The 19,231-nt window shown below is 43.7% G+C and carries 22 protein-coding genes; 11 read left to right on the top strand and 11 right to left on the bottom strand.

What is annotated here, in order from left to right:
* Positions 1-3 precede the first annotated feature (3 nt).
* From H605_RS0109375 to H605_RS0109365, 3 genes are read left to right on the top strand one after another with little or no spacing between them, the layout of a single operon-like run.
* A complete protein-coding gene (locus H605_RS0109375; RefSeq protein ID WP_029053977.1) occupies positions 4-402 on the top strand; it encodes a hypothetical protein in 399 nt (132 codons plus the stop codon).
* 32 nt (positions 403-434) lie between these two features.
* Positions 435-890, top strand: coding sequence for a hypothetical protein (locus H605_RS0109370; RefSeq protein ID WP_029053976.1), 456 nt, complete (start codon positions 435-437; stop codon positions 888-890).
* On the top strand, positions 883-1,446 hold the full coding sequence (locus tag H605_RS0109365) for a hypothetical protein (RefSeq protein WP_029053975.1): 564 nt from the start codon (positions 883-885) through the stop codon (positions 1,444-1,446). The genes H605_RS0109370 and H605_RS0109365 overlap by 8 nt, the downstream gene beginning before the upstream one ends.
* Positions 1,447-1,478: 32 nt before the next feature.
* On the opposite strand, the gene H605_RS0109360 is transcribed toward H605_RS0109365, so the two are convergent.
* From H605_RS0109360 to H605_RS0109350, 3 genes are all read right to left on the bottom strand, one after another.
* A complete protein-coding gene (locus H605_RS0109360) occupies positions 1,479-2,390 on the bottom strand; it encodes an EamA family transporter (RefSeq protein WP_376781671.1) in 912 nt (303 codons plus the stop codon).
* Between the two features lie 155 nt (positions 2,391-2,545).
* The gene (locus tag H605_RS17700) at positions 2,546-2,785 is read right to left on the bottom strand and encodes a hypothetical protein (protein WP_037561849.1); all 240 of its coding nucleotides are present in this window, start codon (positions 2,783-2,785) and stop codon (positions 2,546-2,548) included.
* 16 nt (positions 2,786-2,801) lie between these two features.
* Positions 2,802-3,107: a DUF3243 domain-containing protein gene (locus H605_RS0109350; protein WP_029053973.1), complete on the bottom strand. Its 306-nt coding sequence runs from the start codon at positions 3,105-3,107 to the stop codon at positions 2,802-2,804.
* A gap of 151 nt (positions 3,108-3,258) precedes the next feature.
* Here H605_RS0109350 and H605_RS0109345 point away from each other — a divergent pair, with 151 nt between their 5' ends.
* Complete coding sequence (locus H605_RS0109345) at positions 3,259-3,732, top strand: YflT domain-containing protein (protein ID WP_029053972.1); 474 nt, start codon at positions 3,259-3,261, stop codon at positions 3,730-3,732.
* Positions 3,733-3,829: 97 nt separating this feature from the next.
* Here the strand turns inward: H605_RS0109345 and H605_RS0109340 are convergent, their stop codons facing one another.
* Both H605_RS0109340 and H605_RS19560 read right to left on the bottom strand, forming a co-directional pair.
* A complete protein-coding gene (locus H605_RS0109340; RefSeq protein ID WP_029053971.1) occupies positions 3,830-4,039 on the bottom strand; it encodes a CsbD family protein in 210 nt (69 codons plus the stop codon).
* Between the two features lie 173 nt (positions 4,040-4,212).
* Positions 4,213-4,335 (bottom strand): hypothetical protein, encoded by a 123-nt coding sequence (locus tag H605_RS19560; protein ID WP_255397532.1) that lies wholly within the window; start codon positions 4,333-4,335, stop codon positions 4,213-4,215.
* A 145-nt stretch (positions 4,336-4,480) separates the two neighbouring features.
* Here H605_RS19560 and H605_RS0109330 point away from each other — a divergent pair, with 145 nt between their 5' ends.
* On the top strand, positions 4,481-5,680 hold the full coding sequence (locus H605_RS0109330) for an MFS transporter (RefSeq protein ID WP_029053970.1): 1,200 nt from the start codon (positions 4,481-4,483) through the stop codon (positions 5,678-5,680).
* 44 nt (positions 5,681-5,724) lie between these two features.
* On the opposite strand, the gene H605_RS0109325 is transcribed toward H605_RS0109330, so the two are convergent.
* Complete coding sequence (locus H605_RS0109325; protein WP_029053969.1) at positions 5,725-7,374, bottom strand: SLC13 family permease; 1,650 nt, start codon at positions 7,372-7,374, stop codon at positions 5,725-5,727.
* A 255-nt stretch (positions 7,375-7,629) separates the two neighbouring features.
* On the opposite strand from H605_RS0109325, the gene H605_RS0109320 reads away from it, so the two are divergent.
* Together H605_RS0109320 and H605_RS0109315 are read left to right on the top strand one after the other, a co-directional pair.
* Positions 7,630-8,709 carry an AI-2E family transporter gene (locus H605_RS0109320; RefSeq protein WP_029053968.1) on the top strand — a complete coding sequence of 360 codons (1,080 nt, stop codon included), beginning with the start codon at positions 7,630-7,632 and terminating at the stop codon, positions 8,707-8,709.
* A gap of 97 nt (positions 8,710-8,806) precedes the next feature.
* Entirely contained in the window at positions 8,807-9,085 is a 279-nt protein-coding gene (locus H605_RS0109315; protein WP_037561846.1) for a hypothetical protein, read from the top strand.
* Positions 9,086-9,121: 36 nt separating this feature from the next.
* Here H605_RS0109315 and H605_RS0109310 read toward each other — a convergent pair whose 3' ends face one another.
* Positions 9,122-9,829 (bottom strand): hypothetical protein, encoded by a 708-nt coding sequence (locus H605_RS0109310; protein WP_029053966.1) that lies wholly within the window; start codon positions 9,827-9,829, stop codon positions 9,122-9,124.
* A gap of 107 nt (positions 9,830-9,936) precedes the next feature.
* On the opposite strand from H605_RS0109310, the gene H605_RS0109305 reads away from it, so the two are divergent.
* The 4 genes from H605_RS0109305 (at position 9,937) to H605_RS0109285 (ending at position 14,211) form a co-directional block, all read left to right on the top strand.
* Positions 9,937-10,755: an ABC transporter permease gene (locus tag H605_RS0109305; protein ID WP_051210536.1), complete on the top strand. Its 819-nt coding sequence runs from the start codon at positions 9,937-9,939 to the stop codon at positions 10,753-10,755.
* 5 nt (positions 10,756-10,760) lie between these two features.
* Positions 10,761-11,540 carry an ABC transporter ATP-binding protein gene (locus tag H605_RS0109300; protein ID WP_029053964.1) on the top strand — a complete coding sequence of 260 codons (780 nt, stop codon included), beginning with the start codon at positions 10,761-10,763 and terminating at the stop codon, positions 11,538-11,540.
* Between the two features lie 32 nt (positions 11,541-11,572).
* A complete protein-coding gene (locus H605_RS0109295) occupies positions 11,573-12,643 on the top strand; it encodes an ABC transporter substrate-binding protein (RefSeq protein ID WP_029053963.1) in 1,071 nt (356 codons plus the stop codon).
* 674 nt (positions 12,644-13,317) lie between these two features.
* The gene (locus H605_RS0109285) at positions 13,318-14,211 is read left to right on the top strand and encodes a DMT family transporter (protein WP_029053962.1); all 894 of its coding nucleotides are present in this window, start codon (positions 13,318-13,320) and stop codon (positions 14,209-14,211) included.
* Positions 14,212-14,260: 49 nt separating this feature from the next.
* On the opposite strand, the gene H605_RS0109280 is transcribed toward H605_RS0109285, so the two are convergent.
* From H605_RS0109280 to hutG, 4 genes are all read right to left on the bottom strand, one after another.
* Positions 14,261-15,214: a DMT family transporter gene (locus H605_RS0109280; protein ID WP_029053961.1), complete on the bottom strand. Its 954-nt coding sequence runs from the start codon at positions 15,212-15,214 to the stop codon at positions 14,261-14,263.
* 4 nt (positions 15,215-15,218) lie between these two features.
* Complete coding sequence (pepT, locus tag H605_RS0109275) at positions 15,219-16,445, bottom strand: peptidase T (protein WP_029053960.1); 1,227 nt, start codon at positions 16,443-16,445, stop codon at positions 15,219-15,221.
* Between the two features lie 597 nt (positions 16,446-17,042).
* Positions 17,043-18,233: a sodium/glutamate symporter gene (gene gltS / locus H605_RS0109270; RefSeq protein WP_029053959.1), complete on the bottom strand. Its 1,191-nt coding sequence runs from the start codon at positions 18,231-18,233 to the stop codon at positions 17,043-17,045.
* A complete protein-coding gene (gene hutG, locus H605_RS0109265; protein ID WP_029053958.1) occupies positions 18,230-19,189 on the bottom strand; it encodes a formimidoylglutamase in 960 nt (319 codons plus the stop codon). The genes gltS and hutG overlap by 4 nt, the downstream gene beginning before the upstream one ends.
* Between the last annotated feature and the right edge of the window lie 42 nt (positions 19,190-19,231).

The raw sequence follows: 19,231 nt of genomic DNA, 5'->3' as shown, positions 1-19,231 counted from the left end.
CGGTTGAAGATTAAACCGTTTTGGGCGATTATGTTGACCATCATATTGATCTGGGTTGGTAATTATATGTACGCAGAGCAGCATAAGCTGGACCACCCTGTCTTCTTGAATCATTATCTTGATGTGAACTTGGAGAATGAACAGTATATCCCGTTTTACTTCATTACGAATAAAGAAGATACATCTTATATTCAACTAGTAGAGCTTGGTAATGTTCGAGGAAATCCAGATCGTTTCGGTGAGAATGAGGGAGTAGAAGAAGTAGAGCAATTCGGTAGATATTCACTAAAGAGGGTGAATATCCAGTTCGATCCCGAAGCGTTTGTGACACTTGGAGAAACCGTGAGATTCAATGAAATGGTTGTACACTTCTCCGGTCATGATACACGATTTATCCAATAGGACAGATTCTGTTCCAACGTCAGAATGAACAGTTGGATCCGTTCTCTTTCAAATCAGGATCGGTAGGAGAATATTCTGAAGCCCGACTAGTCGCACGAGAAGCATTGACGATAGAATCGCTCACCACGGTATTTGATAATACTTTACAAGGGAAATTCCATATTAAATTGCAGAGTGCAGATCATGCAGAAACAGAGCAATTAGAGACTGTATTGGAAAGTGATGAGTGGAGTAAAACAAAAGGCACCGATATACGTAAGATGAAATTTCCTTTGCATTTGAAAATGGGTGACTGGTTGACAGTGAAAAGTTACGCTGATCCTTCTCTACATGCATTACTAGACGTGAAGATTGATTTAAATGGTACAACGGAAGCCGGTGATGTGTTCGTCGGGCAAGTTGGTCATCTACATTTCTATCCGTATATGACGAAGGAATCTATACAACAAGTTATTGATGATCGGACGGAGGTAGATAACCATGAATAAAGCGTGTAGATTATTCTTCTGGGGCTACCTCTTCGTTTTCTTTCGGCTGCAAATAGGGATCGACATTCTGGCAGCACCGATTGGTTATTATTTGATTTATTCGGGGGCGCGACTTCTTGCTGAACAGTATCCGGTAGCGAAAAAAGTGAAACTCACTGCATTCATCGGAGTACTGATTTCGGTACCAGGAGTTTTCGTGAATCTATCCGAAGTTCGTGATATCGGCTGGACCCTATATGCCGAAACTTTATTCATATGGAAAGTAATCGTCGTCTACTACTTATTTGGCACGTGGAAATCGAGGATTCAAGAACCCGGCCAAGCACATTTGCATAACCGCGTACACATGGCTTATGTCTGGTACATGAGTATTCACTTCCTGATGATGCTGATGACTGCGTTCTCGCTAAATTTTGGAGATCATGCGTTTTCAACATTCTTCATCATTGTCAGTTTCGCAGTTGTTGCAATGGATATCATGCTACTGTTCCTTATCGCTTCATTGCGTAGAGTGGATTGGTCGGAATATGAAACAAACGAGACTTCACTGGATTAGTGGAGTCTCGTTTGTTTTATTCATATTTCCATTTACTCCAACCGTCTTAATCGCAATCTAGTCTTCACTGCAAAACGTTGCAATATAGCGGGCCAAGTCATCCCGAATAACACTAGGAAAATACCTAGAAACTGCAATAGCGTTAACCTTTCGCCAAGCAACAGCATCGAAGCGATAATCGCCACGGGCAACTCGACAGCACTTAAAATAGAAGACATGCCTGCTCCGACTTTCGGTACTCCAATTGAAAACAAGAAAATGGGCAGAACGATGCCGAACACACCTAATATGGCACCATACATCCACAATCCCTCACCCAACATCCCGTTCCATATAATTTCAGGGGATTGGAAAAATGTAATGACGATTGCCGCGTAAAATGACATTAAGAACAGCCGTGTCACTACATCCATACCGGACACTGGCTTCTGATTCGCTGTAACGAATGCCGCGAAACTAAACGCTGCAGCAAGTCCCCACGCCCAACCTTGCCATGGAATCCCGCTTACATCGACGTCAATCAATCCGGCGGCTAAAATGGTTCCGCCGAATAGAAATACAAGCGACACCACTTCAGACTGTTTGGGCAAACGCTTGGCTCCTATACATTCATAAAGCATTCCGATCCATGTAAATTGAAAGAGCAATACGACCGCCAATGAAGCGGGCATATATTCAACTGCTTTCCCATATACCGTTCCAGTAATTGCCGTGAATAGTCCTGCAATTAAGACTGGGAAACTTCCACGGAGTGTCGGTACGCCGCGTTTGACTAGGATAAAAATAATAAGTGCTAATAGAAATCCTGTATAATATTGGCTCGTCACTGCTTCTGAAGCGGTGAAGCCATCCTGTATCGCCAATTTAATAATCGTTGATAAAATTCCGTAACTTGCAGCTCCCAACACAACGAGCAGCGGATACATCCATAGTTTCATCCGCATAACCTCCATTTCCATCGGAACATAGTATATCATGGAAATGATTTTTCGGACTGCATAATACTTTCTGCATTTCCCGGGAAATATCGACAGCTACTGCAAATAAACAGGGGAAAGCCGTACAATGATGTTTTCACTGTACGGCTTTTATCGGTAAATCAGTGCGGGGCGCCGTAGTCGTTCGACAAGCTACCGCCACTTAAACGAGGGGAGTGGTTGATTTTTTCTTTCATAAGACCTTTTCGCTGATCAGGTAAAGAAATGGAGTCGACCGTTTGCATATCTTCGTGCAAATCGAACAAACTAACTGTATTAGTCTGTAGATTTTCAGGATGTGTCTGAATCAGACGATACGTATCCGGATGATATTTAGGACTCGGGTTTTTTGTTGAAGCCACGTCTTATCGCCTCCTATTATGCTTGACGAACCATTTTTAGGAGCATATGTGCCAACGAGTGCTGCTCTTCTTTAGAACCTGAATCCCAAAGTTCTTGCAATAAATATTGCTCGCGGTTTCGAGGTTCTTCATGACGGGATAAATAATTGGCAATAAATTCAGTTGTCTTCGCCAATTGTTCATCGCTCAATCCAAGGCTTTCACCTTTTTCCACTTTATCGGCTAGATAGCCTTTAAAATGATTGAAGTTCTGCAAAATCTGATCTTTCTTTTCATCGCCCATATTTGAAACTTCAGATTCCAGCTTCTTTTTTATTTCCACTAATTAACCACTCCTTTTCATTGTGATACAAATAGCTTGTACAAGAAGTGAAGAACTATGCAGAGGAAGAAATGTGTAAAGTATTTTGAATCATGTGTGAATATGATCTTCAGTGGGTAGAAGTATAGCATGGTGAAAGGGAGGTGCAATGATGGCTGATAAACAGTATGAGGGCACGTTTCATTCGGTGGATAATGTCCTATATAAAATAACCGAACTTGAAGCTAAGGGATTTAAAAAACATCATATGTCTGCAGTTTCAAATGTGCGGGATGACCTGAAAGTTTTGGAAAGTGATTCTGAAATTGAGGTAATTGGTATTCAAGAAGGGTCGCTTTGGGATCATACGCGTCGTCTGTTCAACAGTAAAGATGAAATGTTGACGATCTTCATTAAAATGGGTTTTACGAAACAAGAATCCAAAACCTTCTACAATGATTTAAAAGAAGGTGGTATCGCTTTGTTTGTTGATCAATTAACAGATGAAGAACGAGCGCAGTCTGTAGATCAACATGATAGTGCCCGACAACAAACAGACAGTGGTGAAAACCTACATGGGAGTTCGAATGAAGAAGTGACTAACCCTATCCCTAATAGTCCGCGAATAGGTACAGATCAATTGTGAAAAAGAAGGATCTCCCATCATAATGGAAGATCCTTCTTTTTTATAGTAACTATAAAACAAGTCTGCTGATTGAGCAGCAGACTTGTTATCCTACGTATTATTTTTCAGGGTGTGCTTCGTCATCACTGAAATGTTCTTTTGTTTCACCGATTTTCTCTTGTGTAGCGCCTTTTGCTTTGTCCCATTTACCTTCAGCTTGCATCTTAGTATTATCAGTGATATCGCCTACGGTATCTTTTACGCTACCTTTAATTTTGTTGCCAATACCTTTTAATTTATCTTCTGTACCATGGTCTTTGTTACTCATACTATCTCCTCCGTTTCGTTTGTTATTATATAAATACCCCATTTTTAAAAGAGAAAACATCCAAATTATTATCGGGAAATCTTGATAGGCTACAACATAAACTTATAAAGAGAATGAAAAACCGGAAACCTTCTGGAGGCTCCGGTTTTTCGGGTGTATGCAAATGATTGGCATTACGGATTACTGTTCATTCCTGAAAGGTTACTAATTTGCTCCATAAGTTTTTCCCGTGACTGCTTATTTCGCATGAGGTAAAGTGCACCAAGTCCGACAGCTGTCATCGCCATTTTGTTCATTTGTCTAACACCTCCAAATGGTAGGATGGCTCTTTATACAGATAATATACATATGATTTCAATATGTTCTCTACTAATTCCTGTTAAACTTTTAGTGTAGTGATATAATTTCATTATTCACATTTTATCGACTGGAAGTGTCATTATGAATTTACAAGCAAAATCAACGATTCGCGAGCTTCGTTTTTGGCGTATTGTCATCGGGTTAGGCATTGCTTCAGTGCTAATATTTGCCGCGATGTATGCTCTACAACCTTTGCTACCTATTTTAACAAAGCAATTCAATGTCTCCGTATCCACTGCCAGTTTAGCTATGTCCGTCAATACAATAGGTCTAATTTGCGGATTGGTGATACTCGGGTTTTACTCAGACCGACTGGGCAGATCCATTTTTGTAAAAGTCTCCGTACTAGTAACGGCACTATTATTTATTCCTATGTTTATGACGCATTCTTTTACTGTCATACTTGTGCTGCGTTTTATACAGGGCTTTGCGATGGCTGGCGTATTGGCTGCCGCACTCGCTTATATCAATGAAGAGATCAATGAGCGGGTAGTAAGCGTGGCGACTGCCCTATATATTTCATTTAACGGCACAGGTGGGATGCTCGGTCGTTTTGTAACGGGCTATTTAGCAGAACGCTGGTCATGGGAGCTATCACTTCAACTTCTGACGGTCATAGGTGTGGTCGTATTTATCTTCTTACTAGTTGTTTTGCCGAAATCTACTCACTTCGAGCCGAGTGTGGAGTCAATGAAGAAAGATATGGAAGGTTTCGGCGTACATTTAAAGAATCCAGCTTTGCTAATTGTCTTCGGACTGGGTATTGTACTACAGCTGAGCTTTACAGGTATGTGGACGTTTCTGCCTTTCCACTTAACGGATTCACCATTTTCGATGACGCTTGATGAAGTTTCCTATATCTATTTCGCGTATGCATTTGGAATTATTGGTGCACCGCTTGCCGGCTCTATTGCCAGTAAAGTAGGTATGAATTCTATTCGTTTGATAGGTGTTATTCTGCTGGCGGTCGGCTGTCTTCTAACCATTCCAACTACATTACCGCTAATTATTATCGGTTATTGCGTGATTTGTCTTGGCTTTTTCTCTGCCCATTCTTTAACTGCGGCTTCTGTAAGTAAAGAAGCAACGCATCATAAAGGAAGTGCATCAAGCTTGTACCTCGTTTCTTATTATATCGGGATGGCGGCAGGAAGTACGCTAGTAACGCCGCTCTGGCAGTATGCAGGATGGACGGGTCTCGCTATGTTTTCGGCGGTTGTGCCTGTAGTCTATGTACTACTGATCCGATTACGACGTAGAGTGTTGAGTAAAGCACAGTAAATGAAAAACCAGATACCGGAATGAGTCCCGGCACCTGGTTTGTTTTAGTCTTTAAATACTTCTGGAATGGTTTGTAAATCAATGCCCCATAGTAATGGAAGCAAGAAGTAAATACATAGTGTTACTAGCAAGACTCCGACTATATTGAGCGCGAAGCCGGCTTTCGCCATATCAGGAATCCGCAGATAACCAGATCCGAAAACGACCGCGTTCGGTGGGGTGGCAACTGGCAGCATGAACGCACAAGAAGCTGCTACACCTGCTGCAATCATCAATGCGTACGGATGGAAACCGAGTGCGAGTGCCAACGAAGCCATGATTGGATACATCATGGAAGCTGTTGCTGTATTGGATGTGATTTCCGTCAAGAAAATGACCAATGTTGCAACGATCAAAATAATGAGAATAAGTGGAACACCTTTCAACCCAATCAGCTGAGCGCCAATCCATTCAGATAGGCCACTGCTGACAAAACCGGCTGCGATCGCCAGTCCACCGCCAAATAGAAGTAAGATACCCCAAGGCAATTTCACTGCCGTATTCCAATCCAGTAAGTGGTCACCTTTTTTATTAACAGATGGGATGATGAACAAAATCATTGCAAACACAATGGCTATGACACCGTCACTTAAGCCGTCAATAAATTTCGATAGGAAGAACGAGCGTGTAATCCATGAAAAGGCAGCTAGAGCGAAGACGATGAAGACCAGAATCTCTTCAATAGAAGGACGTCCAAGCAGTTTCTTTTCATTATCGATAACTTCACGTCCACCGGGTAATGTTTTGACCGGTGATTTATAAATGATTTTCACTAAGTACCACCAAGTTAGTAAGATGAATACCCACGCGAAAGGTACACCGAACAACATCCATTTACCAAATGATAACTCGATGCCATAAATTTTATTAATAGCTCCTGCAAGCAATGTATTCGGAGGGGTACCAATCAATGTCGCAACCCCGCCTAATGAAGCAGAGTAGGCAATACCGAGCATCAATGCTTTACCAAAACCGAAGTTTTCTTTTGATGTGTCGATAGATGTATCGTCTTTCAAGGCAACAGATACTTGTGTAATGATCGCCAAACCAATTGGTACCATCATCATCGCTGTTGCGGTGTTAGATATCCACATAGACAAAAATCCGGTAGCTACCATGAAACCAAGAACAATTTTGTCCATATTTGTTCCAATGGCAGAAATAATTGTCAATGCAATTCGTCGATGCAAATTCCATTTTTCAAGCGCGAGCGCGATCATAAATCCACCCATAAATAAGAAGATCGTTTCATCTCCATAGGAAGACGCTGTATCTTTCATTTCCAGTCCGCCTGTCATCGGAAATAGTACGAGTGGTAGCAAGGAAGCGACTGGAATAGGAATAGCTTCCGTAATCCACCACACCGCAATCCATACGGTACTGGCTAAAATAGCGATACCGGCTGCAGATAAATCAGCAGGTTTGAAGAACAGTAGAATTAGGGAAAAGAGTAAAGGACCCAGTACCAATCCAATGAGCTGTGTAGCTGAATAACTGCGGGAGTCTCTACCTCCTCCTTCGTGATTCACGCCAATCTTTTTACCACCTTGTCCGCCTTTTACCATTTCAGAAGTATTAGGTGCAGTAAACAATCGGAAGACATCTTTCACTTGATCATGTAGCGACCAAAGACGATTCCAAGTCTGTTGTAACATATGATCCCTTCGTTTCTACGATGTATTTCTTGAAGAGTTGCAATCTTTCCAAGACAGAACCATTTTACCGACTAAATACGCCTAGGACAAGAGGAATTAAGACTTTTTCGCATAGTTAGACAATTATTGTTACAATACAGTGTAGAAATCAAGGGTTATTGTATAGCAAAGGGCGAAACTAATTTTCGACACGGGTCATTCAACCGCGTATAATAAAGCTAACTATATAAATTAAACTAGAAGGGAAGTGAGCATTTGACGAAAAAGGTGTGGTTTCAGGTAGGTGTCGGTATATTGCTGGCATTGTTAATCACGAAATACTTTTTAGAAGTAAATTATATTTTTAGACCGGTTGGAGTTATTTTACAAACGATTATCATGCCATTAATCTTTGGTGGACTACTTTATTACATAACGGTGCCTATCCAGCAATACTTGGAAAAGAAAAATATGCCGAGATGGGGAAGTATTATAACGATTATGCTCATACTTGTAGCCGTTATTTGGATTTTAGTCGCAATCATTGGACCGATGGTGACGAAACAAGTGAATAATTTGGTGGACAATGGGCCAGCTCTCACCCATCAGCTCGAGCAACTGAAAGATCAAGCGATTAATCAAAAGGATAATCTACCGGAAGGGTTGCAGGATTCCTTGAATTCAGCAGTCGAATCCGTCCAACAGTTTGCGGTAACATTCGGCAAATGGTTCGTACAATTTGTACAAACATTCGTCCAAGCTGTAGCGTTACTGTTACTTGTACCGTTCTTCTTCTTATTTATGTTGAAGGATCACGAAAAATTTGCTCCGAGAATTTACAATGTGTTCTCCGGTAAGCGTCGTATTTGGGTAAAGAAGACGTTGGAAGATATTGACCAAGTTTTACGTTCTTATATTCAAGGCCAATTATTAATTAGTGCTATTTTAGCGGTAATTATTTTGATTGGTTACTCCATCATCGGACTTCAGTACGCTTTACTACTAGCAATTCTCGCTTTATTCATGAATATCATTCCATTTATCGGACCGTGGATTGCGGTGGCTCCAGCTTTAATCATTGCCTATTTACAGGAACCCAAATTAGTGATTTGGGTCGGAGTCGTTACGCTAGTTGCGCAGCAAATCGATAGTAATCTAATTACACCGAACGTTATGGGGAAATCACTCGATATCCATCCTCTTACGATCATTACGGTATTATTAGTAGCCGGAAGTCTTGCAGGGTTCCTTGGAATCTTGGTAGCTGTGCCTGCCTATGCAGTCGGTAAAGTGATTGTGCAGAATATCTATGAAATGCGAATTGAAATTAGTGAAGCCGCCACGAAGAATGTATAGGATAGAACCGAGCTCCTAGTTTTGTGACTAGGAGATTGTATGATGGATGAATAAAGCAAAACTGCACATCCTAATGAAAATGAAAGGGTGTTAGCAAATGCTGACGGAATTTCCGGTTATTCATACCAATGTATGGGACGCCATATGGGGTGTTCCAATTGTTTTGGTCGTGGTATTGATCGCCAAATGGTTTTTAAAATTGCCGCTTAGTTGGCTTTCAACAGTGGCCACAGTAGTTGCGCTCGCTCTATCCATATTCATCAGTCATCCAAAGAACTTGTCTGCCGGAATATTCATGGGATTTTTTTATAGTGGTGCGGCAATGGGGGTTATCTACTCGACAAAACAATCCTTTCATGCTTATCGCAAACGTTAAAAACAGGCCTTCGCATAATGAGCGAAAGCCTGTTTTTTATGGTAATGGACAAAAACCGCAACGCATCAATCCGGGTACGTCTTTAGAGAAACAGCAAGTTTTGCGAACGGTGGTATTCAATAAAGCGGATGGTTCGGAACCGTTTAAATAGTTTGCGAAACGTGAGTGATCCGCGATACCCGTCCATGTGGTATCGTTTTTTAGTTTCTCTAAATCTTCTCTTGCTTCCATTTCCGATCCTGGGTCAGACAATAGTACATGATATTGCCAGAGCCAGAAGCCAAAGATGTTTTCCCATAAGGTAAGAGGAGATATGGGTACCACGCTACGCAATGATGTAATCACTGCATGTGCATCGTCCAGCACCCGTTTAATATGTGCTTGCCGGTCTTCGTCATCGATCATCTCCCAATCTGCACTATCTACAAATAGGCTAATCGTTTTATTGCCGAACTCCTCTCGTGCACCGAACTGTAGATCTTCCGCCAATCCGTTCCACATTTCGTCGTATGCAGCTAAATTATAAAGCTGCATGGCAAAAAACATACCGAGTCGACGTACGAAGAACGAAGTTGCGACGACTTCATTCGGACTTTGGCTGACAGTCTGGGCGACTTGGACGATACTCTGTACTTTTGAGAAATCCAATACGTCCGCTAGTGTGAATACGGGATGTGTGGGCTGTTCCAGGTAGACACTGTAACTATTCAATTCTCTGATTTGGTCTGGTGTAAGTGTAGTCATAGCTTCAGTATAATCAAACTACTTTGCGGAAACAACCCGAACATGACGCCTGCCCAACCAGTTTACTAGGCCTTTACATACAATAGGCAGTGAAGAGGTGGTGAAGAGTGAAGACTTCAGAATTGGCTCGCAATGAATCATTTGAGGTGGAGCAAAGGGAATGGAAGTTGCGGCAACGTAAAGATCACGGCAAGCAATTGCTGACGATTGTGTCACCGTTATTCCTGCTGGTGCTATGGGAAGTGATGTCGAGAACAGGTATCTTGGATATTCGCTTTTTCCCGCCGCCCAGTACGATTGTGCAAACCTTTTATGACATGGTTATGAGCGGCGTGATGGCGAAACATGTTGGTGTCTCATTGTATCGGATTTTCATCGGATTTTTAGCAGGTGTCATTCCAGGGATCATTGTCGGTTTATTGATGGGATTATATTCTCCAATCCGACATTTCGTTCAACCGATTGTCATGGCGCTTATGCCGATTCCGACGTTGGCATTATTGCCGATCATCATTATTTTATTTGGAATTGGAGATTTGTCGAAGGTCGTGACGATTGCGGGAAGTGTGTTTTTCCCAGTTGTCATTAATACGGCGGCAGGTGTATTGAATATCGATAAAATTTATTTGGATGTTGCCAATAACTATCAAACGAACCAATGGAATTTCTTCTTTAAAATTGCTCTTCCTGGGGCACTTCCCGTCATGCTCGAGGGGATTCAGATGGGCCAGGCGATTGCGCTATTGACGATCGTGGCGGCAGAGATGATGGGAGCGACTTCTGGGATTGGTTATTTGATATGGACGTCCTATAAAGCCTTCTTATTGCCCGAAATGTATGTGGGATTAATACTCATCTCCTTTTTCGGTTATTTATTCTCACTTATTTTGCGTGCGCTTCAAAATAAATTATTGCCATGGAGGTGAATGAAATGGAGGGGAAGCCGAAGATTACCGTGGATGGGCTAATGAAAGCTTTTTATAAGAAACAGGGCAGTGTCATTGCGCTCGAAGATATTTCCCTAACGGTAGATGAAGGAGAATTTGTTTGTCTCGTTGGGCCGAGCGGATGTGGCAAGACGACGCTGTTACGAATTCTAGCTGGACTGGAACAGCCAAGTGTCGGGAGTTTTACGATTGCGACAGAAACGAACGACCGGCCGTTGCAATCGATGGTATTCCAGGAACGTGGTGTCATACCGTGGCTGACGGTACGTGAAAATGTAGCCTTTGGGTTGAAGATGCGCAACTTACCGAAAGCATTCATTACTGAACGAACGGACTTTTATTTGAAGAAGACGGGGTTAGAACGGTTTGCTTCGCTATACCCAAAGGAATTGTCTGGCGGAATGAAGCAGCGCGTGAGTATTGCGAGGGCTTTCGCGAATGATCCTGAAATTTTATTGATGGATGAACCGTTCGGTGCACTCGATGAACAGAACCGCTTTATATTACAAGAAGAGTTATTGAGCATTTGGGCAGAGACGAAGAAGACGGTGTTGTTCATTACACATAGTATCGATGAGGCATTGTTGCTTAGTGATCGGATTCTATTGATGGGAGCCCAACCGGGTAAAATTATTGAAGAAATTATTATTGATAAGCCGAGGCCGAGAAAGATGGAGGATGTCCGGAAAGATCCAGAAATGGCGGCAAAATTCATCGATATATGGCGTCACTTACAAGAGGAAGTACTGAAATCAAGAGAATAAGTGATAAAAGGAGAGATGATGTGGGGAAATGGATGAAGAAGGCAGGGTTGTTCAGCCTACTATCGGTCGTATTGATGATGGGGGCATGTTCTTCGAAAGAAGTTGCGAAGCCCGTAACGAATGACGGCAAGCCGGCGTCAGGTGATTTGGCACCGCTTGAAAAACAAGCGACGGTATTTATAGCAGAAGATGGTGCTGCTTCTGGAGCTGGTTTCTATATTGCGAAAGAAAAGGGCTATTTTGACGACTACAATATACGTGTAGATTTTGCGGACTTTGCAAACAGCGATGATATGTTGCCTGCACTAGCCGCTGGCGAAGTGGATATCGCAGGTGGCGTTTCCACTGCATCATTCTTTAACGCAATCGCTCAAGGAATTGACGTACGGATTATCGCGGATAAAGGCCATAATATGCCCGGCAAGTCCTATTTCAGTTTCGTCATCGGCAATCATATGGTGGATGAAATCAAGGAGTACAGCGACTTTAAAGGAAAGAAAATCGCGGTATCGTCCCGCAACTCTATTGATGGGTATATCTATGAAGAGATGCTGAAGCATGCCGGTTTGACTGAAGACGATGTGGAGTATGTGCATATCGCGGACTTCGGTGCGATGCTTGGAGCGATTGATTCAGGAACGGTTGATGCGGCATTGAATATCGAACCGCTTATCGCGCAGGGTATCAGTAAAGGTTTTCATGTACGTTTCGGAGACGCGACTGATTATGCGCCTGAATCACAGATCGCCATGGTGTTGGCTTCACCGCAGTTCATGGCGAATGAAGATTTGTCGTTACGCTTCATGGCAGCCTATCTAAAAGGGGTGCGTGACTATAACGATGCGTTCTTTAAAGATCAAGGTAAAGAAGAGATTATAGACATCATGGTGAAACATACGGCGTTGAAAGATCCCGAGTTATGGGAGAGAGTGTTCGTGACAGGACTTGATCCGAACGGCAAGATGTTTATCGACGATATTAAGAAGCAGTATGAGATGTACAAAGCGAACGGGGCGATACGTGGTGAGATCGACTTCGATAAGTCTGTTGATCCGTCGCTTGTCGAGCGTGCGATTAAAGAGATTGGGTTATACGAAGAATGATAGTTGGTGGAGTTGTCCTAGAAGTCATGATGTTTGTGACTTCTGGTGATGACTTCTTTTTTGCTGTGGAAAGGCTGTTGGGGTAGGGATTGGGGACGCGTTCCTGAAGGCCCGCGGCGAGCCAACTGTTCGCTGCGCTCTCTTAGTTGTCTCGCCTGTCGGGCTGATCCTCTGGGAGTCGCCCCTCCTACACGCCAATCCCTTGAAAACTGAGTAGATGCTACTTTCCGTTGTGCATTGAATGTGGATTGTAATCAGGATACACAGGAATTTGAACTTGGATTTAAACAAGTTTAGATTTAACAATAATTAGCACACTACAGTGTGTGACTTATAGAACCCCGCTAACAACGTAGGATTGAAGCAGAAGCTGGGACGACTCCGAGTGGACCAGCGAGAGTCGTAGCGAAGGACGGCTTTTACGAGTGGAAGAGAAGTGTTAGAAGCGTATAGACCGCATGGAGGGAGTCACGCCCTCCGGAAAGCGTGCCTAGCTGGATCTTTAATTCCTTCGTGGATACTAGCCTACTTACACAGCAATCATCATTAGAATTTAATCACACACAAAGACACGTTTTATTAGCAAAAGTCGGACTTCTTTATGAATTCAGCTATTATCTGACAAAAAACATGCTAGAATAATAGGACTGACTAGTGGAAGTATGGTGAAGGACATGAGGAAATACATAGGTGAGATTGGGTTGACGATCACCGCCATCATCTGGGGGAGCGGCTTTGTGATGAGCGCGCTCGCTTTGGAATATTACACGCCGTATCAAATTTTAGTCGTACGTTTTACAATAGGAGCGCTGCTACTTAGTGTCGTTTTCCATAAACGTCTACTCCAGGTGGACAAGTCGGTTTTGTGGAAAGGTGCGTTGCTTGGTGTATTGCTGTATGCGGCATTTGCTTTGCAGACGGTAGGCTTGCAGTTTACGACACCTTCAAAAAATGCGTTTTTAACCGGTGTGAATGTAGTGATGGTCCCGTTTATCGCATTCATTTTATATAAACGGAAGCTGGATACATTTGAATTATTTGGTGCAGTACTGGCATTGATTGGAGTGGCGGTTTTATCGTTGCAGTGGTCTACCACTATTAACATTGGCGATATGCTGACGCTCGGTTGTGCTGTGATGTTTGCGTTTCATATTTTTTACACGGCACGATTTGTCCGAACAGAAGACGCTATTTTGCTAACGCTATTGCAAATGGCTATCGCCGCCGTAATCAGTTGCGTGACTGTTATCGGAATGGGCGAAACGTCATTTTCCATGGAACCAAAGGGTATAAGCTCGGTGCTGTACTTAGCTGTATTCTCTACGACACTGGCATTCTTGATGCAGACAGTTGGACAGAAACACTTGTCAGAAACGAAAGCGGCCATTATATTATCGACGGAATCCGTTTGGGGCATGATTTTCGCTGTAGCCTTTGCCTATGAATTATTGACGTTCCGCATGTTCCTAGGCGCACTTATTATCTTTATAGCGATTTTATTATCAGAGGTCAGACCTCAACTGTTGAAAAAACGTATCCCCTCACAAGTAAAAGAGCATGAAATTTGAAAAAAGGGTTGCCCGACAAGTCATCCACTGACTTTTGGCCAACCCTTTTCTATGTTTTCTTTGCGACCAATGAAGTTTGATAACTATGCAACGACATGCCTCCGATAATTACCAGCACGCCGACTAATGAAAGAGCGCCCGGTAATGGCAAGCTAAGCAATAGCATCTCACCAAGCATGGCGAAAATTAATTCAACGGACTGCGTAGCCTCGACAGCCGCCAGTTTCCCTTGATCGTGTTGCACCATATCCGTCGCCATGAAGAATAATGAAGTAGCGATCACGCCTGAACTGACTGAGACAATTAATGACTGCACGACTTGGCTCATAGAAGGCAAGCCGACAGTTGCCGCTGCATAGACCGCTAGCAGTAACCAAATAGGTATCGTCATCAGTGTCATCGCCAGTACACGCTGGAACATATCGAGCCGTCCACCTAGTAGATTCATCATTTTTCGATTGCCGAGCGGGTAGGAGAACGCAGCAATGACAAGCGGCAAGGTACCCAGGAGAATCGTTTTCGTCGATACGCTTCCTGCATGTGGAATCTGGATCAGCACAACACCGACTAAGATGACCAGTGAAATGACCAATGATGCTGTAGGAATGCGGTGACGGATCGTGCGTGTTTCACCATTCTCCGTCTTGGCTTGGAACGTGAAGAAGGGTGCTAGCAACACACCAGCGACGATCGTCATCTGCCATGTTCCCGCAACGAGCCATCCCGGACTATAGCCGGCTGAAAACGTCAGCGGACCATAAAACAGGACGAAAGCTACGAAACTCCAGATGAAAAAGGGCCAAGGTGCCGCAGTCATCTCTCGTTTTACGCCAGGCAAGCCGCCGCGCATGGCTACGATGACCACTAGGAAGGGCACCATGAAGAAATAACGCAATGATGCACTCCACATCCAGCTGCCGCCATCTAGTTCCATCGATCGGTTTAGCACAAAAGTAACCGCAAAAAAGAGGGCGGATAATATGCCAATTCCAATAGCCTTCATACACTTAACCTCGCTGTTCTTGGAGCTTCAGCACTTCGATAATGACTTGTGTAGCTTTCACCATATTGTCTGCTGAGATAAATTCGTATTTACCGTGGTAATTTTCACCGCCTGTGAAGATGTTTGGCGTTGGCATTCCCATATAGGAAAGTTGTGAACCATCTGTACCACCACGAATCGGTGCGATTTTCGGTTCGATATCGAGACTACGGTAGACGTCTGCCATTACGTCGACGATTTCCATGACAGGCTTAATCTTCTCGCCCATATTGAAGTATTGATCCGTTACTATCAGCTCCACTGCATGTTCACCATGCTTCTCTTGAAGGCGTGTAGCGGTATCTTGTAAGAGTTGTTTGCGAGCTTCAAAAGAATTCTTGTCAAAGTCACGAATAATATATTGATAGGTAGTTTTTTCTACAGAACCATTTGCTTCCATTAAATGAATAAAGCCTTCATAGTTCTCTGTTTCCTGCGGGATATCATGTTCCGGCATGGCTTGATGGAACTCTGCCGCGATCAATAGGGAGTTGACCATTTTATCTTTTGCAGTTCCCGGATGCACATTCGTTCCATTAAACGTTACTTCTGCGCCCGCAGCATTGAAGCTTTCATACTGAAGTTCTCCAAGCGGTCCACCATCCATTGTATAGGCGAAATCTGCACCGAAACGTTCTACGTCGAACTTATGAGGGCCGCGTCCGATTTCTTCGTCAGGTGTGAAGCCGACACGTACTTTGCCGTGTTTGATTTCGGGGTGCTCAATTAAATAATGCATAGCTGTCATGATTTCCGCGATCCCGGCTTTATCATCAGCACCAAGTAAAGTTGTCCCGTCCGTCGTAATTAACGTGTGGCCAATGTAGTTGTTGAGCTCAGGAAAAGCTTGTACGCTCATGAGGGTTGTTTCATTCAATGAAATGTCTTTACCGTCATAGTTGTCGATGCGCTTTGGGTTGACGTTTGTCCCCGTGTAGTCAGTCGCTGTGTCGACGTGTGCTAGGAAGCCGACTGTTGGCAGTTGTTTGTCGGTGTTAGCCGGTAATGTGCCGAATAGGTAGCCGTTTTCGTCCACCGTGATTTCTTCGAGACCGATGTCGGCCATTTCATTTTCGAGCACACGCAGCAGGTCCCATTGTTTTGCGGTGGACGGTGTCGTGTCCGAAGCAGCGTCAGATTGTGTGTCGATTTTAGCATAGCGGATGAGTCGTTCAATCAGTTCTTCTTTCAAATAGCAGGCTCCTCTCCAGATACGAATTAATGTTTTCATTTTAACAGAGGTGTGTGAATATTTCGCTTAAAACGAATAAAAAAAAGAACCGAGAGTTTCGGTTCTTGGAAATGGTGTAGAGTTAATTGCTGTTGGGGTTGGGATTGGCGCTACGGAGGGGACGCTTTCCTGAGGGCTCGCGGTGAGCCAACCAGGTCGCGAGCTCCCTTTTGGTTGTCTCACCTGTCGAGCTGATCCTCTGGGAGTCGCCCCTCCTACGCGCCAATCCCTTACAATCAGAGTAGGTGATACTTATTGAAGTCAGTGAAATTAGTGTTGTAACTGGTTCTGTACTTTAACTTTAATAAGTTGAAATACAACAATAGTTCACACACTACCTACAATGAGGGAAGTAAGTGCCTACACTCGGTAAGTAGGATTGAAGCGGAAGTTGCGGGCGACTCCCGATGGATCAGCGAGAGCCTTGAGACCCTGGACGAAGCGAAGCGCAGGAAGCGGCTCAAGCCGAGCCCATGGGAAAGCGTCCCCCAACTGGAGCTTCAATCCCCACGCACTCACTAATTAGCTTACATTTTTAAAGCGTTTAATTTACGACCATCAATTAAATATATTAATCGTAGTGATGATGATCGGCATCGAGACGACGTCTATGAGGAAGGCGCCTACGATAGGGACGATCAGGAATGCTTTACGTGACGGGCCATAGCGTCCTGTAACGGCTGCCATGTTCGCCATGGCGTTTGGCGTCGCACCCAGACTATGACCTGCGAAACCAGCAATCATGACCGCTGCATCGTAATCCTTACCGAGCAAGCGGAACAGGATGAAGATCGCAAACAATGCGACGAAGATCACTTGTACAAAGACGATCAGCAACAATGGAAGTGCCAAATCTGCGACTTCCCATAGCTTGATGCTCATTAACGCCATCGACAAGAAAATACCAAGTGATACGTCGCCAATCAAATTGATGCTCGTCATATGAACCGCGTCTTCCTTCACGCGGTCCACAATGTTTCGAACGATAACTGCAACGAACATTGCCCCTACGTAACCTGGCATGACGAAACCAGTAGCGCTAGAGAACAGATCACCGATAAACGTACCGCCTGCGATACAAAGTGTAATCAATAACGTCTGTGTCAGGAAGTTATCGGTGTTGATTGGTTTTTCCAATGATTCCACGGAATAGGCTTCTTCATGCTCGACTTCCGTAGATTTTAAATCATATTTATTGATCAAGTATTTAACGATAGGGCCACCGATTAGACCGCCTGCTACGAGTCCAAAAGTAGCTGCCGCAATACCAATAGATAGTGCAGAATCAATCCCGAGACTTTCTAACGTTTCCCCGTAAGCAGTTGCACCACCGTGCCCGCCTTCCATGGAGACAGCACCAGCCATCATACCGATCAACGGATGCAGACCGAATATATAGGACATGGAGACACCTATGGCGTTTTGAGCCAGTGCTAAGAAGCCACAAGCTGCCCAGTAGATCATCAATAATTTTCCGCCTAGACGGATCAGACGAAAACTAGCGCCCAGACCGACTGTTGTGAAAAACGTCAGCATAAATAAATTTTGCAGTGAAGTGTCCAATGTAAAACTTAGTAAATCGAAGTACTTCAAAATAGTCGCTAAAAACGCGAATAGTAAACCGCCGACAACAGGGGCAGGAATACAGAATTTCTGGAGAAAGCCGACTTTACGGACTAACATCGTACCCAGTGTTAGGAGAGCTAACGCTAAAAACAGCGTAGAGATTTGATTTAGCTCAATTGTCATGTGATTCGACCTCCCAGCAATGCAAAGATTGCTTCATTTGTAAGATAGGCCCCCAGCTTAACCGTTTGATTATGATGATCAAGTGACGGATTTATTTCGGAAATGTCAAATGAAAGGGTTTTCTTATGTGATGCAACAGTCTGAATGAAAGAACGGACAATCAACGGATCCAATCCGAAGGGAGACGGCGCACTTACACCTGGAGCATACGCAGAATTCAGGACATCCGAGCACAATGTTAACAAAATAGCGTCCTGTTTATCAATGAATAACTGTATTTTTTGTAATGTATCGTCTAAAAGACTTGTCGAAATTTCTTGTTCTGTGACATATGTCACGCCTTTTGCATCGGCTTCTGCGAATAATGCGTCCGTGTTGCCAAATTCTTGTATTCCTAGCACGAGGTAGTCAACATTCGGATCAGCGTCGAGCATCTGCTTGAACATCGTGCCCGAAGAAGGTTGTTCATCGTAGCCGCGCAAATCGAAGTGGGCATCAATATTTATGACACCGAGTTTTGCGTCAGGGCCAAGGAAGTCTCGAACTCCAGTATAATGACCGTAAGCGGTTTCATGTCCGCCGCCTAAAATAACGGGCTTCGTGTGATAGAGAAGGCTCTTTTGAACGACTGCGCCTAATTCAGCTTGCGCTTGTTCTAGCTGCCCGTTCTCACATACGACAGTACCTACATCAACTAGCTGACAGTCAGTGGGCAAGCGCCAAGGTAGTTTCGCTAGTTCATTACGTAATGCATTCGGTCCTTCTGCAGCACCGAGTCTGCCATTATTTCGACGTACACCTTCTTCTGAAGAAAATCCGATGAGGGTACAAGTTTTATTGGTAGCGCTTTCTTTTATTTCGGAAAATTGAATAATTTGATGCGTTCGGAATGCAGCTCTGTCGGTCTCGCTATCGGTACGACCTGACCAGTATTTTTCATTTGATGGGATTAACAATATACTCACCCTTTCCAACGTGATATTCTTACTATACTGGTT

The sequence above is a fragment of the Sporosarcina ureae DSM 2281 genome (genome assembly GCF_000425545.1).
Lineage (GTDB): Bacteria > Bacillota > Bacilli > Bacillales_A > Planococcaceae > Sporosarcina > Sporosarcina ureae.
The sequence above is the reverse complement of the archived record's forward strand: the minus strand, read 5'-3'. Positions and strand labels throughout refer to the sequence as shown.